14 protein-coding genes are annotated in these 13686 nt (G+C 62.5%); 8 read left to right on the forward strand and 6 right to left on the reverse strand.

Going from position 1 to position 13686, the window contains the following annotated elements; genetic code table 11:
- Nucleotides 1–43: 43 nt before the first annotated feature.
- The 3 genes from B7Y43_RS13290 to B7Y43_RS13300 form a co-directional block, all read right to left on the reverse strand.
- Nucleotides 44–919 (reverse strand): MipA/OmpV family protein, encoded by an 876-nt coding sequence (locus B7Y43_RS13290; protein WP_374132143.1) that lies wholly within the window; start codon nt 917–919, stop codon nt 44–46.
- 89 nt (nt 920–1008) lie between these two features.
- Entirely contained in the window at nt 1009–1473 is a 465-nt protein-coding gene (locus B7Y43_RS13295; protein WP_374132144.1) for a DUF2141 domain-containing protein, read from the reverse strand.
- The gene (locus tag B7Y43_RS13300) at nt 1364–2218 is read right to left on the reverse strand and encodes a sterol desaturase family protein (protein WP_374132190.1); all 855 of its coding nucleotides are present in this window, start codon (nt 2216–2218) and stop codon (nt 1364–1366) included. The genes B7Y43_RS13295 and B7Y43_RS13300 overlap by 110 nt, the downstream gene beginning before the upstream one ends.
- A gap of 136 nt (nt 2219–2354) precedes the next feature.
- Here B7Y43_RS13300 and crtY point away from each other — a divergent pair, with 136 nt between their 5' ends.
- The 6 genes from crtY to B7Y43_RS13330 all read left to right on the forward strand — a co-directional run bounded on the left by crtY (nt 2355) and on the right by B7Y43_RS13330 (nt 8893).
- A complete protein-coding gene (gene crtY / locus B7Y43_RS13305; protein ID WP_374132145.1) occupies nt 2355–3542 on the forward strand; it encodes a lycopene beta-cyclase CrtY in 1188 nt (395 codons plus the stop codon).
- The gene (locus B7Y43_RS13310; RefSeq protein WP_374132146.1) at nt 3539–5020 is read left to right on the forward strand and encodes a phytoene desaturase; all 1482 of its coding nucleotides are present in this window, start codon (nt 3539–3541) and stop codon (nt 5018–5020) included. The genes crtY and B7Y43_RS13310 overlap by 4 nt, the downstream gene beginning before the upstream one ends.
- On the forward strand, nt 5017–5424 hold the full coding sequence (locus B7Y43_RS13315) for a surface-adhesin E family protein (protein WP_374132147.1): 408 nt from the start codon (nt 5017–5019) through the stop codon (nt 5422–5424). Before B7Y43_RS13310 ends, B7Y43_RS13315 begins: the two co-directional genes overlap by 4 nt.
- Nucleotides 5421–6002 (forward strand): LOG family protein, encoded by a 582-nt coding sequence (locus B7Y43_RS13320; RefSeq protein WP_374132148.1) that lies wholly within the window; start codon nt 5421–5423, stop codon nt 6000–6002. The genes B7Y43_RS13315 and B7Y43_RS13320 overlap by 4 nt, the downstream gene beginning before the upstream one ends.
- Entirely contained in the window at nt 5999–6958 is a 960-nt protein-coding gene (locus B7Y43_RS13325; protein WP_374132149.1) for a phytoene/squalene synthase family protein, read from the forward strand. Before B7Y43_RS13320 ends, B7Y43_RS13325 begins: the two co-directional genes overlap by 4 nt.
- 105 nt (nt 6959–7063) lie before the next feature.
- Complete coding sequence (locus B7Y43_RS13330; protein ID WP_374132150.1) at nt 7064–8893, forward strand: ABC transporter ATP-binding protein/permease; 1830 nt, start codon at nt 7064–7066, stop codon at nt 8891–8893.
- Here the strand turns inward: B7Y43_RS13330 and B7Y43_RS13335 are convergent, their stop codons facing one another.
- The 3 genes from B7Y43_RS13335 to B7Y43_RS13345 form a co-directional block, all read right to left on the reverse strand.
- Complete coding sequence (locus B7Y43_RS13335; RefSeq protein ID WP_374132151.1) at nt 8894–9796, reverse strand: hypothetical protein; 903 nt, start codon at nt 9794–9796, stop codon at nt 8894–8896. It lies immediately after the preceding gene.
- An 82-nt stretch (nt 9797–9878) separates the two neighbouring features.
- Nucleotides 9879–10679, reverse strand: coding sequence for a glucose 1-dehydrogenase (locus B7Y43_RS13340; RefSeq protein WP_374132152.1), 801 nt, complete (start codon nt 10677–10679; stop codon nt 9879–9881).
- Nucleotides 10676–11443, reverse strand: coding sequence for a hypothetical protein (locus B7Y43_RS13345; RefSeq protein WP_374132153.1), 768 nt, complete (start codon nt 11441–11443; stop codon nt 10676–10678). The genes B7Y43_RS13340 and B7Y43_RS13345 overlap by 4 nt, the downstream gene beginning before the upstream one ends.
- 51 nt (nt 11444–11494) lie before the next feature.
- On the opposite strand from B7Y43_RS13345, the gene recQ reads away from it, so the two are divergent.
- Together recQ and B7Y43_RS13355 are read left to right on the forward strand one after the other, a co-directional pair.
- Nucleotides 11495–13258: a DNA helicase RecQ gene (gene recQ / locus B7Y43_RS13350; protein WP_374132154.1), complete on the forward strand. Its 1764-nt coding sequence runs from the start codon at nt 11495–11497 to the stop codon at nt 13256–13258.
- The gene (locus tag B7Y43_RS13355; protein WP_374132155.1) at nt 13255–13683 is read left to right on the forward strand and encodes a TIGR01244 family sulfur transferase; all 429 of its coding nucleotides are present in this window, start codon (nt 13255–13257) and stop codon (nt 13681–13683) included. Before recQ ends, B7Y43_RS13355 begins: the two co-directional genes overlap by 4 nt.
- Nucleotides 13684–13686 lie beyond the last annotated feature (3 nt).

Consider the following 13686-nt stretch of genomic DNA (forward strand, 5'->3'; position numbering starts at 1 on the left):
TAAATTCTATTCCAGTCGTGTCCGGCGCGCCCGGAACCGCCAATCAAAAAGTATAGCCGAGCCCGATGGCGCTATAGACTTGATTGGGATTGCCAGCGACGCTCGTCAACGGCGATCGCGCGAAATCGCCCTGCAACCGGCTGTAGGAGACCAGCGTAAAGAGCTGAAGCCCGCGTTGCAGATCGCCGGATAGCGCATAATTGAACAGCAGATTGGCGGTGTAATTTTTCACGCCGCCGCGCGGGCGGGCAAACAGCGGCAAGCCACTGCGCGCCGCGCCCGCAGCGTCGACCGCGAAATAGGTTTCGGCATAGCCATCGCCGACGATCGTGGCCGATCCGCCAATGCCGACATAAGCGCGACGGCTGATCGGCGTGCCATAATCAATCACCGGCATCAGCACATAGCTGTCATGAACACCGGTCACGTCGCGGACATAGTTGACCCGCACGGATAGCCGGTCATAGGGGCTAGTGATCACCCCGGTCTTGCCGATGCCGACATAACCGCCCACTTCGAGTGCCGCCCGGCGCCGACCCAGCGCGAGCACCCGGGTATCGATGATCCGTGCCGTACGATTGAGATTGAGGCTGACCACCGGCCCGAGCATCAAATCCCAGCTGGCCAGCGATTTGTCGCGGATCAGATCGGCAGAAAGCTGCAACCCGCGTGAGGAAAAGTTGATGCCATCGACGCGACCGCGCACCGCCGCCGCTGGGATCACCACATAATCATTGGAGCCATCATAGCTGGGGACCAGCCCGACACCGCCGCCAATGGTGATGGTATCGCGATCAAGCGCTGCTGGATCCACGTCGATTCGTGGGGGTGTCGGGCGATCAGCCTTCTTGGCAAAGGCCGGGCCAGCGATCACGGTGAGCGATACGACGGCGGTAAGCAAACGCAGACAAGACAACACGTTCTTCTCCCAGACAACGGAAAAATCCTAGCTTATGGTTAACGCCAGGCAAGCCGATTGTCTCCGCCCCCGCGGCAAAACTGCCCCGTTTAGAGAAGATACCGCATCTTTATTTCCTGTTGATCAGGTGCCGCGCCAATGTCGAACCGCGCCGAGGAAAATCGCGGCGGGCCGAATCGAATGATTGGGTTGCGCGAAAAGCCAAATCCTTCGCGCGGGATGCCAAGCAATGTATCGAGCTTGTTATTGCCATTGGCGTCATGGATCACCGCAACGGCATAGCTACCATAAGGCAGGTCATCGAAATGCACCTTGTGCATCGTGGCGGGAACCGAGCGAGTCACGGCGCGCGCATCATCGATACACCCGGGGAAATTCTTGGGGTCAGCCGTCAGACACAGGCGGAGTTCGCCGCGATCGGAACGCAGATTATCGATGGTGACGTCAAGCGTCGTGGTCAGCGCTGCCCCCGGCAACAGACCGACCAGGATCAGCGCCGCCCCCAGCCGACGCGTGAAGCGCTGTGCCGGACCGATGGGCTGTTGATCGCGCACGACCTGGCAGTTTGTCGAAACCACCGATTCCCCGGTCAGTCCCGCAAACATGGTCCCAGAAGCGAAAATATAGCCCATAATTGCACCTGTAGTCAGAGTGATGCCGCTGATGATGGCTCGCGGTAATCAACCATGCACCCATTGGCCCAGCCCAGATGAACCTAGGGAAAACTTCCCAACCCATATGGTTGGTTACCCCCATAACCGTCATTACCGTCAAAACCAATGCAAGCGCACCGATATGCACTGGAATGAGTAGCACAAGCAGCGGGATAACCACAGCGCCTGTTAGCGCTTCAATGGGATGAAACGCCATTGCCGCCCAGGCGGTGGGCGGTCGGCTGGCGTGATGCACCGCATGGGCGAGCTTAAAGGCCTTGGGCTGGTGCATCCAGCGGTGGGTCCAGTAAAACCAGCTGTCATGCAGAAAAAGATAGATCAGCACGGATACCGGCCAATACCATAACGGATAGGCAAATAAATCAGTGTAGATTTGCGTCCAACCATGCGCCTGCCATCCCCAGGCGACAATCCCGGTTGGTATCCCGTAAATGGCAGCGCTGGCTAAACTCCAGCCGATTTCGCGACGGATTTGCTGATCAAGCCCGGTATAAAGGCCGGGGTGGCGCCACCGCGTGATCGCCGCAAAGGCCCCGCTGACGATAAGATAGCGGATGCCGACAATCAGCGTCACAGCGACGGCCGAAGCGACAACACCAAATCCAACGGCAGATCCAATAACCATCATCGGGCCATATCGCATCCTGGGCTGATGCGAAACCACGCCGATTGGCGGCTGAACGGTGTTTTCTTCGAAAAACCATCGGGCAAAAGGCACAGGGAGGGTTTCGCGTCGGCACAAAAATCGGTTAGGCGGCGCTATGGCTACGACGATCAAGTGCGATCTCGCTGTCGTCGGTGGGGGGCTTGCCGGCGGGTTGATCACGCTTGCGCTCAGGAAAAAGCGCCCCGACCTGGACGTGCGGCTGATCGAAGGGTCGTCGTCGATCGGCGGCAATCATCTCTGGTCATTCTTTGCCAGCGACATTGCCGATGGCGATCGCTGGATCGTGGCGCCGCTGGTTTGCTATGGCTGGACGTCCTACGACATCAAATTCCCCGCGCATGGCCGGCCGATCAAGGCCAGCTATTATTCGATCGAATCCGAACGGCTTGATCTGCTGGTGCGCTCGTTGATGCCCGAAGGCGCGCTGATGCTCGGCCGCAAGGTGCTGGGCGCGAGCGCCAAGGCAGTGGTGTTTGCCGATGGCGACCGGGTCGAAGCCAAGGGCGTCATTGATGCGCGCGGATCGGGCGATCTGTCCAAGCTCGATCTTGGCTGGCAGAAATTTGTCGGGCGCGAATATGCGCTGACCGAACCGCATGATCTGGTGCGCCCGATCGTGATGGACGCGACGGTCGAACAGATTGACGGCTATCGATTCGTCTATTCGCTGCCCTTTTCAGCAACCCGGCTGTTCATCGAAGACACCTATTACAGCGACACCCCCGATCTCCACCGGCCCAAGCCCGGCGGCAGCAATGCCGATCCGATTGCCGAGCGGATCGATGACTATGCCCGCGCCAAAGGCTGGCGGACGGGGGAAATATTGCGCGAGGAAAGCGGCGCCTTGCCGGTCGCGCTCGGCGGGGATTTCGAGGAATATTGGCAAAGCGGCGGCAACAAGGTGGCCAAGGCGGGCATGCGCGCCGGGCTGTTCCACCCGACCACCGGCTATTCGCTGCCCGATGCCGTACGCACTGCATCGCTGATCGCGCGCGCGCCCGATCTTTCAGGCGCTGGCCTGCACGAACTGATGCACGGCTTTGCCCGAACGACATGGCGCAAGCGCGGCTTTTACCGCATGCTGGACAAAATGCTGTATCGCGCTGGCGAACCCGATGAACGATATCGCATTCTTGAGCGCTTTTACCGCCTCAACCCTGCGCTGATCGGGCGCTTCTATGCGGGACAAACCACGATGTTCGATCAAGCGCGGATCCTCACCGGGAAACCCCCGGTGACCATTGCCAATGCCATCAAGGCGCTCAGGAGCAAGCCCGCATGAAAACTGCAATTGTCATTGGTGCCGGCTTTGGTGGCCTGGCGCTCGCCATTCGCCTGCAGTCAGCGGGCGTACAGACGACCATCGTTGAAGCCCGCGACAAGCCGGGCGGCCGCGCTTATTGCTGGGAAAAAGAGGGCTTTGTCTTCGATGCTGGCCCCACCGTCATCACCGATCCGGATTGCCTGCGCGAACTTTGGTCGTTGTCGGGCCATGATATGGATGAGGACGTCACGCTTGCGCCCGTCATGCCCTTTTATCGGCTCAACTGGCCCGACGGCACCAATTTTGACTATTCGAACGACGATGCGCAGCTGACCGCCGAAATCGCCAAGCTCGACCCTGAAGATGTCGATGGCTATCGTCGCTTCCTGGACTATTCAGCCGGGGTCTACAAAGAAGGCTATTTGAAGCTCGGCCATGTCGCGTTTCTCGATTTCGCCTCGATGATCAAGGCTGCACCCAGCTTGATGAAATATCAGGCATGGCGCAGCGTCTATTCAGTCGTCTCCAGCTTTGTGAAAAGCCCCAAGCTGCGCGAGGCGCTGTCGTTCCACACCTTGCTGGTGGGCGGCAATCCAATGACGACCAGTTCGATTTATGCGCTCATCCATAAGCTCGAAAAGGACGGCGGCGTCTGGTTCGCGATGGGCGGCACCAACAAGCTGATCGCCGGCCTGGTCACACAGTTTGAACGCATCGGCGGGGTGCTGCGGTTGAACGATCCGGTCGCCAGCATCGACACGCTGGGCGATCGCGCGACGGGCGTCACCACCGAAAGCGGCTGGCACGGTGATGCCGATGCCGTGGCCAGCAATGCTGACGTGATGCACAGCTACCGTGATCTGCTGAAATCCTCACGCAGTGCGCAGCGGACAAAGAAGCGGCTTGAGCGCAAGCGCTATTCGCCGTCGCTGTTCGTGGCCCATTTCGGGTTGAAGGGCAATTTCCCCGAAATTCCCCACCACATGATCCTGTTCGGCCCACGCTATAAAGGGCTGCTGTCCGACATTTATGATCACGGCGTGCTGGCCGAGGATTTCTCGCTCTATCTCCACCACCCGACCGTCACTGATCCGAGCATGGCGCCTGAGGGGTGCTCGACCTTTTATGCGCTGTGCCCGGTGCCGCATCAGGGCAAGTTTCCGGTCGACTGGAACGAGGTTGGCCCGATCCTGGAGAAGCGCATCCTTGATGAGATCGGCAAGCGGTTGATCCCCGACATCCACGACCGGATCGTCACCAAATTCCACTATGCGCCAAGCGATTTCAGCGCCGATCTCAATGCCCATCTGGGCAGCGCGTTCAGCCTGGAACCAATTCTCTTGCAAAGCGCTTTCTTCAGGGTCCACAATCGCGACGATAATATCCCAAATCTTTACTTTGTTGGTGCAGGTACACATCCCGGTGCGGGGATCCCCGGCGTTGTCGGCAGCGCCAAGGCCACCGCAGGTCTGATGTTGGAGGAGGATCGGCAATGATTTCAGTGGTGGCGAGCAGCGCCCTGTGGCTGAGCGCGGCATTGATGACGACGAGCGAGGGCGCAACCTGGGCCTATGTCTCCGAAGGTAATCAAGGATCGTTGTGGTATGTCGATACGGGCAGCCTGCGCGATACGCCCGATGATGACGGGCAGCCAGTTCGCCAAGTGCTGATCAAGACCCAATATGCCGCCGTGAAGACTGGCCCGGCCAAGGAAATCAAGCGAGTGGTGTTGTTCAAATGCAGCGAAGAACTGTCCAAGACGCTGTCCTATACCGAATATAATCCGCTCGGGGAGGCAACGCGCAGCTATGCCTATCCCCTGCCTGCGTATGACGCCGTCATTCCCGGGACGGTGTTGGCAGGTGCCATGGCCAAAGCTTGCACGACGCAGCCCAAATGAAGCGACTTGCCGTTTATTGCGGCTCAGCGACACCAACTGATCCCGTGTACATCGAAGCCGCCCGTGCCGTTGGGCGCGGGTTGGCAGCGCAGGGAATCGGCGTCGTCTATGGCGGCGGCCGACTCGGGTTGATGGGGGCAATTGCCGATTCGGCGCTTGCCGCCGGTGGCGAAGTGATTGGCATTATCCCGCAGGCGCTGGTCGATGCAGAGGTTGCGCATCGGGGGCTGACAGAGCTGCACGTGTGCCGGACGATGCACGAACGCAAACAGGCTTTTACGGATCTGTCAGACGGCTTTGTCACGCTGCCCGGCGGGACCGGCACGATGGATGAGCTGTGGGAAGCGCTAAGCTGGGCGCAGCTTGGCTATCACACCAAGCCGGTTGGCGTCCTCAACATCGCCGGCTTTTATGACGGGTTGATCACCTTTGCCGCCAAGATGGGCGAGGTCGGCTTTATCCGCCCCCAGCATCAAGGGCTGATGATCGTCGATGCCACGCTGGACGGGCTGCTCGCCAAGATGGCCGCGCATGTGCCCGCCACGACCATTGCCCAGATTGGCAGCAAAGACTTGTGAGCCATGCGCCCGCGCTGCCGGGCCGTGACGCCATTGTTGCCTCCGCTCAGGAATCGATCGCCCGGGGGTCGAAGAGCTTTGCCGCCGCCAGCCGCCTGTTTGCCCGATCGACCCGCGAACGCGCCTGGCTGCTCTATGCCTGGTGCCGCGCGTGCGACGATCTCGCCGATGGGCAAGACCATGGCCATGGCATAACGGTGGTGGATGATCCGCAGGCCCGGCTCGCGCTGCTCACCGCGCAAACCGAAACGGCTTTGGCCGGGCAATGGGTCGGCGATCCTGCCTTTGACGCGCTGCGTATCGTTGCTGCCGAAATCAGGCTGCCGCATGGCTTTGCCCATGATCATATTGCCGGCTTCGCGCTCGACGCCGCCGATTGGCGGCCACAGACCGAAGATGATCTGCTGCGCTATTGCTATCACGTCGCCGGGGTTGTCGGCTGCATGATGGCGGTGGTGATGGGGGTCGATCCGGGTGACGAGGCGACGTTGGACCGCGCCTGCGATCTTGGCATCGCCTTTCAGCTCGCCAATATCGCCCGCGATGTCGGCGAAGATGCCAGTGTTGGACGCTGTTATTTGCCGGTCGATTGGCTGGACGAGCTGCAGATTCCGGCAGGCGCGCTGATGGCGGCTGAACACCGGCCAGCCCTTGCGCTGCTGGGTCAAAGGCTCGCCGATCGCGCCTCTGCCTATGAAGCCAGCGCGCGCTACGGCACGCCAGCGCTGGACTTCCGATCGGCCTGGGCAGTGCTGGCCGCCGCTGGCATTTATGGCGGCATTGGTCGGGAGGTTGCGCGGCGCGGTGGCCAGGCCTGGGACCGGCGCGTAACGACTTCGACTGGGCAAAAGATCGGCTGGATCTGGCGCGCCGGCAGCGAAGCCGCCAACCGCGCACGCCGCTATCCGCCAACCGGGCGCGACCCGGCGTTGTGGGTGCGCCCGCGCCAGGCGTGATCAGCCCCTGATCGTCTCCGTTCGGGAAAGAAACCCGCTGGGCGGCGCCCCTTTGCCTGCCGAGAAGCTTTCGTTCTGCGCAAGCGCACCCTACATGCAGCACGAATGCCACCCGATCTTTCCTCCGCGACTGACCGCCCAGAACCGCCCTTGTGGCCAATGCTGCGCCGGTTCCTGCCCTATCTGTGGCCCAAGGATCAGCCCGCGCTGCGCCTGCGCATCGTCATCGCGCTGCTGCTGGTCGTCGCGTCGAAGATCGTGCAGGTCTATGGCGCACCCTTTGCGCTGCAAGGCGTGGTCAACGACATGGCGGCGGGGGACCGCGGCGCGACGACGCTAATCCTGGCGCTGGTGGTCGGCTATGCCGCCGCGCGTTTTGGGTCTGTCCTGTTCGACAATTTGCGCAATGCGGTGTTCGAGCGAGTCGGGCAGGATGCGACGCGGCGACTGGCGGCGACCGTCTTCCGTCACCTGCACCAATTATCGCTGCGTTTTCACCTTGAGCGCCGGACAGGGGCGGTCACCAAGGTGGTCGAGCGCGGCACCAAGAGCATCGACACCATGCTCTATTTCCTGCTGTTCAACATCGCGCCGACGGTGCTTGAACTCGGGCTGGTGCTGCAGATCTTCTATTCGAAATTCGGGCTGTGGCTGGTGCTGGGCACCGTCGCGATGGTCGCGGTGTACATCGTCTTCACGCGGATCGTCACCGATTGGCGCAATGCGCTCCGGGCGCAAATGAACGACCTCGATACCGGTGCGGTGGCGCATGCCGTTGATTCACTGCTCAATTTCGAAACCGTCAAATATTTCGGCGCCGAGGAGCGCGAAGCGACCCGCTATGATGGCGCAATGGCGGCCTATGCGACCGCCGCGGTCCGCAACCAGAATTCGCTCGCCTGGCTCAACATTGGTCAGTCGCTGATCACTAATCTGATGATGGCAGGCGGCATGGGGCTGGTGGTGTGGGGCTGGAGCCAGGGCCAGTTCAACGCGGGCAACGTGGTGCTCGTCTCCACCCTGCTCGCGCAATTATTCCGCCCGCTCGACCTGCTCGGCATGGTCTATCGCACGATCCGCCAGGGCGTGATCGACATGGCGGCGATGTTCGACTTGATCGATGCCCCCGCCGAGGTAACCGACGCGCCCAATGCGCCTGATCTGGTGGTGGGCCCGGGCCATGTCCGCTTCGAAAATGTCGTGTTCGATTATGATCCGGCGCGGCGGATTTTGAAGGGCATCGATCTCGATATTCCCGCCGGGCATACGCTGGCAGTGGTCGGGCCATCGGGGGCGGGCAAATCGACCCTCGCCCGGCTGATGTACCGATTCTATGATCTGACCGGCGGTCGGATCACCATCGACGGGCAGGATATCGCGCATGTGACGCAAACATCCTTACGCGCCGCAATTGGCATCGTCCCGCAGGATACCGTACTGTTCAACGACACGATCGGCTATAATATTGGCTATGGCCGCGCGGGCGCGAGCCAGGCCGAGATTGAGGAGGCCGCGCGCGGTGCGCAGATCGCTGAGTTCATTGCGCGCCAGCCGGGCCATTATCAGGCGCGGGTGGGTGAGCGCGGCCTGAAATTGTCGGGCGGCGAGAAGCAGCGCGTGGCGATCGCGCGCACGCTTCTGAAAAATCCACCGATCCTGATCCTTGACGAGGCGACCAGTGCGCTCGACAGCCGCACCGAGAGCGATATCCAGGACACGCTCGAGGCAATCGGCAAAGGCCGCACCACCATCGTCATCGCCCATCGGCTGTCGACCGTCGTCAATGCCGATGAGATCGTCGTGCTTGAAGCCGGCGAACTGGTCGAGCGCGGATCGCACCAGGCCCTTCTCCGCAAGAACGGGCTCTATGCCGATATGTGGAACCGCCAGGCACAGGAACGCGCCGAAGAAGAAGGCGCGCTGGCGGCGGAGTGATCAGCGGCAGCTGAGCCGGATCAGCTTTGCCTTTTTGTCGAACACGATCGACGAACACCGTTCCAGCTGGTCGCGGCCAACAATCAGCACGTCACGACGATTGCCGCCGCGCGCGGTGACGACGATTTCTTCCGGATCAGCATCAGCATCGGGAATACCCGCAACCGACCCATTATCGCCGGTGCGCACGAACAGTTGCTCGATCGCCAGCGGGCCAACCGATAGCGGCCGCGCCAGCCGCATCGCCCTGACCGGGCGCTGAATGCCAAACGCAACCTCGGCGCGATCTGCCCCGCCATAAAATTGCCCGCCCAACCCCTCGGCAAGCGCCGCACCGGCACCCGCCGTCGCCAGCGTCTGGCGGTGTTGCGGATCAAACAGCACAATCAACGAGCGCTTACCGATTGCCACCCGGCCATAGCTGGGCCGGAAAGGTCCTTGATCGAGCGGCACCGCGATGGTCCGTTCGCCAGGCTGCGGCGCGCGCAGGTCGAACCGGACGATATCGACGGGCAAGCCCCCCGGCCCAACTGCCGCGTCAGCCCCTGTCGACCAGGGCCGATCGAACCAGACCACGCGACGGCGAAAACTGGCCTTGCTGACTTCAAGCCGGGTGACGCTGCTCTGCCCGGCGACCTTGACGGGCCCGACCTTGACGGCAAAGCCGAACAAGCCGCCATGCAACCCGATCCGCTGTGCAAAATCGGGGTTGAGCGTGGGGGCAGCGGGTGCCCAAGGGCTTATCCGCAGCCGCGCAGGCTGGCCACCGATCACCGCCGATACCACGCCATCGCCCCGCACCACATAGTCGATCGCCTTGGGTGCTGCGATCGCCGCACCGGTAAGGCAAGTCACCAACAGCAACAGCAGAGCTTTGGGGGCATGGGCAGCAACGCGCGACATCGATTGGAAACTCCTGCGTCGGCCATCAGCGCCGGGACTACATAACAGCTTGGTGGCGTGGCAAAATTAGGGCCGGACAAGATCAGCCGGGCGAAGCTGCCGATCCCGCTAGCAGGCCGCCATCGATATCAAATTCGCTGCCCGTGACATAGGTCGCCTCATCCGAGGCAAGAAACACTGCCATCGCAGCGACTTCCTCCGGCGTGCCAAAGCGTTTTAGCGGGGTATCCTTGGTCAGCGCCGTCATTCGTTCCGCCCGGTCGGGGCCCTCGCCCAGCATCGGCTCCCAAATGCCCGTCAGAATCGCGGCGGGGTGGATCGAGTTGCAGCGGACCTTCATCCCCTGCTGCGCGCACCACAGCGCAACCGATTTGGTATGGTTGCGGATCGCTGCCTTGGACGAGGCATAAGCGGCGGCCCCCGGAATGCCGACCAGCCCCGACCGCGACGACATATTGATGATCGCCCCCGTCCCCTGCGCCCGCATTGCCCGAATGGCGTAGCGACACCCCAAAAAGGTGCCGTCGAGGTTGATACGGTGCACGCGGTGCCATTCGGCGAGCGAGGCATGTTCGGGATCATGCGGGCCGCTGCTGTCTTCAAAGCCAGTGATGCCGGCATTGTTGACGAGGATATCGAGCCGTCGGTCGCGCTTGAGGAGTGCCGCCATTACCTCCTCCCAATCGCCCTCCTCGCCGACATCAAGCGGCAGGAAACGGGTGGTGCCGCCAATCTCGTTGGCAAGTTCGGCGCCCGCCTCGCCATCGATATCAGTAATCCAGACGGTCGCACCTTCCCCTGCAAAGGCGCGAACGATCGCCGCGCCAATGCCCCGTGCGGCCCCGGTCACCAGCGCGACTTTTCCTTTTAGGCGATCGGTCATGCGGTTGCTCCTTCATGAGTGCCGGCGCGCTGCGGCAGGATGAACAGCAGCGCAAGAATGGCGCCGCCAAGTACCAAAGTGGCGAGCGGACGACTAAAGGCCAGGCCACCATCGGCAACGGGTTTGTCGAGATAATCGCCGACGGTTGCCCCCAATGGCCGGGTGAGGATGAAGGCCGCCCAGAACAGGGCGACCCGCGAAATGCCGGTGCGGTAATAAGCCAGTACGATCAGCGCGAGTGCTGCCCCGAACAGCAATGCGCCGCCCTCATAGCCCAGCGGCGTATCGTCGGCGATCCAGTCGCCCAGCGCGGTGCCGAGCGTCTGCGAAAAGGTGATCGTGATCCAGTAAAAGATTTCCGCGCGGGGCGAATGGACGGTCTCTACCGAAATTGACCCCGTCATCCGCCACCAGACGACCAGCGACGCGACCACGCACGCCAGCAGCAGCAAAGATCCGCCCGCATACCCAATCCCCAGCGAGCGATCCGCGAAATCGGCCATCGTCGTGCCCGCTGTGGTCGAGGCGATGATCGTCGCCCAATAGAGCATCGGGTGAAACCGCCGCGCGGCAATCTGCGCCGCCACCAGCACAATCAGCGCGGCGAGAAAAATGCCGGTACCCGCCAGATAGCCAAGTCCCAACGTCATCGACACGGTATCGCCGCCCGTTTCCCCGAGCGTGGTCGCCAGAATCTTGATAATCCAGAACCCCAAGGTAACGGCGGGGACCTTGGTGAGAAGATCGCGATCGCTTTCAGTCATCGTGATCCTACCCCTTGCGGTGATGGCGGCTTGCCCGGTAGCGCAGCCCTTATGCCCACAACGCTCGACACGCTACAAAAGACCTTTGGCTTTCCGGCCTTTCGCGGCGTGCAGGGCGATGTCGTTGCGCGGGTGATGGCGGGGGAAAATACGCTGGCGGTGATGCCGACCGGGGCGGGCAAGTCTTTATGCTATCAGCTGCCCTCGGTGGTGCTGGAGGGGACGTGCGTGGTCGTCTCGCCGCTGATCGCGCTGATGCACGACCAGCTGCGCGCGGCGGATGCGATCGGCATTCGCGCCGCCACCTTGACGTCAGTCGACACCAACCAGGCCGAAACGGTGGCGCGATTCCGGCGGGGGGAGCTCGATCTGCTCTATGTCGCGCCTGAGCGGGCGTCGAACGAGTCGTTCCGCAATCTGCTGCGGCAGGCCCCACTTGCGCTGTTCGCGATCGACGAGGCACACTGCGTTTCCGAATGGGGGCATGATTTCCGCCCCGATTACCGGCTGCTGCGGCCCTTGCTTGACGAGTTCGGCGATGTCCCTCGGCTCGCGCTGACCGCCACCGCCGACGCGCATACCCGTGCCGATATCCTCGACCAGCTTGGCATTCCGAAGGACGGGCTGATCATCGCCGGGTTCGACCGGCCCAATATCCGCTACATGATCTCCCCGCGCGACAATACCGCGCGCCAGATCACCCAAGTGATCCGCGACACGCCGGGGCCGGGCATTGTCTATGCCCAAACCCGCGCCGCGACCGAGCGGCTTGCCGAACAACTCGCCAGCACCGGTCGGCCGACGCGCGCCTATCATGCCGGCCTCGACCCCGCCGTGCGTGCGCGCAACCAGGCGGCGTTTGTCCGGTCGGAGGATATGGTGATCTGCGCGACGATCGCGTTCGGGATGGGAATCGACAAGCCCGATGTCCGCTTCGTCGCGCATGCCGGGCTGCCCAAATCGATCGAGGCCTATTATCAGGAAACCGGCCGCGCCGGGCGCGATGGCGATCCATCGGTTGCGCATCTCTTTTGGGGCGCGGAGGATTTCGCCCGCGCCCAGCAACGCATTGCCGAGGTCGAGCCCGAGCGGCAGGCAACGGCGCGCGCACAATTGCAAGCTTTGTCCGGACTGGTCGAGACGGGCACCTGCCGCCGGGCGATGCTGCTGCGGCATTTCGGCGAAAATCCGCCCGCCGAATGCGGCAATTGCGATAATTGCCTGTCGAAACCCGCGCTGATCGATGCAACCGAGCTGGCGCGCAAATTCCTGTCGGCGGTGTACCGCACCGGGCAGAGCTTTGGCGTCGGCCATCTCGAAAAGGTGCTGACCGGCGCGACAGATGAGCGCGTCGAGAAAATGGGGCATGACCGGCTGAGCGTGTTCGGCATCGTCTCGGGCGCTGAAGCCGCGCTGATCCGGCCCTTGTCGCGCGCGTTGCAGGCACGGGGATTGCTGACCACCACCGAGCATGGCGGCCTGAGCCTGGGCGGAGACGCGCGCGCGGTGCTGAAGGGCGACGCACCGGTGCAAATCGTCGCGCCGCCAATCAAAAAACCCGGCGGCAGGCGGCGCGCGGCGGCGGCCGATATGCCCAATGATCCACTGTTCGAAGCACTGCGCACCAGACGCCGCGAGCTGGCGACCGAGGCCAAGGTGCCGCCCTATGTGATCTTCCACGATTCGGTGCTGCGCGAGATGGCCGCGCTGAAGCCAGCCTCGCGAGTGGCGCTGGGGCAGATTACGGGGATTGGCGCGCGCAAGATGGAGGCTTACGGTGATGCCTTTCTGGCCGTGATCCGGGAGTCACAATGATCCGCGTTCTTACCCCTGACTTTGCCGTCGCCCCGCAGATCGAGGTCGATGATCTGGCCGAAATCGCCGGCGCCGGATTCGTCGCTGTCATCAACAACCGCCCCGAAGACGAGGAAACCGGCCAGCCCGTCGGTGCCGCGCTCGAGGCCGCCGCTGCCGCGAGCGGGCTCAGCTATGTCGCGATTCCCGTCGGCCATGCCGGTTTCGGCCATCCCCAGCTCGAAGCGATGGCCGAAGCACTGGCAAGCGCGACCGGGCCCGTGCTCGCCTTTTGCCGGTCGGGCACGCGCAGCTGCAACCTCTGGGCGCTGACGATGGCAAAAGGTGGCGCCGACCCGGAAACGCTGGTGCAGCAGGCAGCGGGCGCTGGCTATGACCTGTCCGGCATTCGCCCCACGCTTGACGCCCTGGCAGCAGGCGCGTGACCA

The organism is Sphingomonas sp. 28-62-20 (assembly GCF_002281505.1).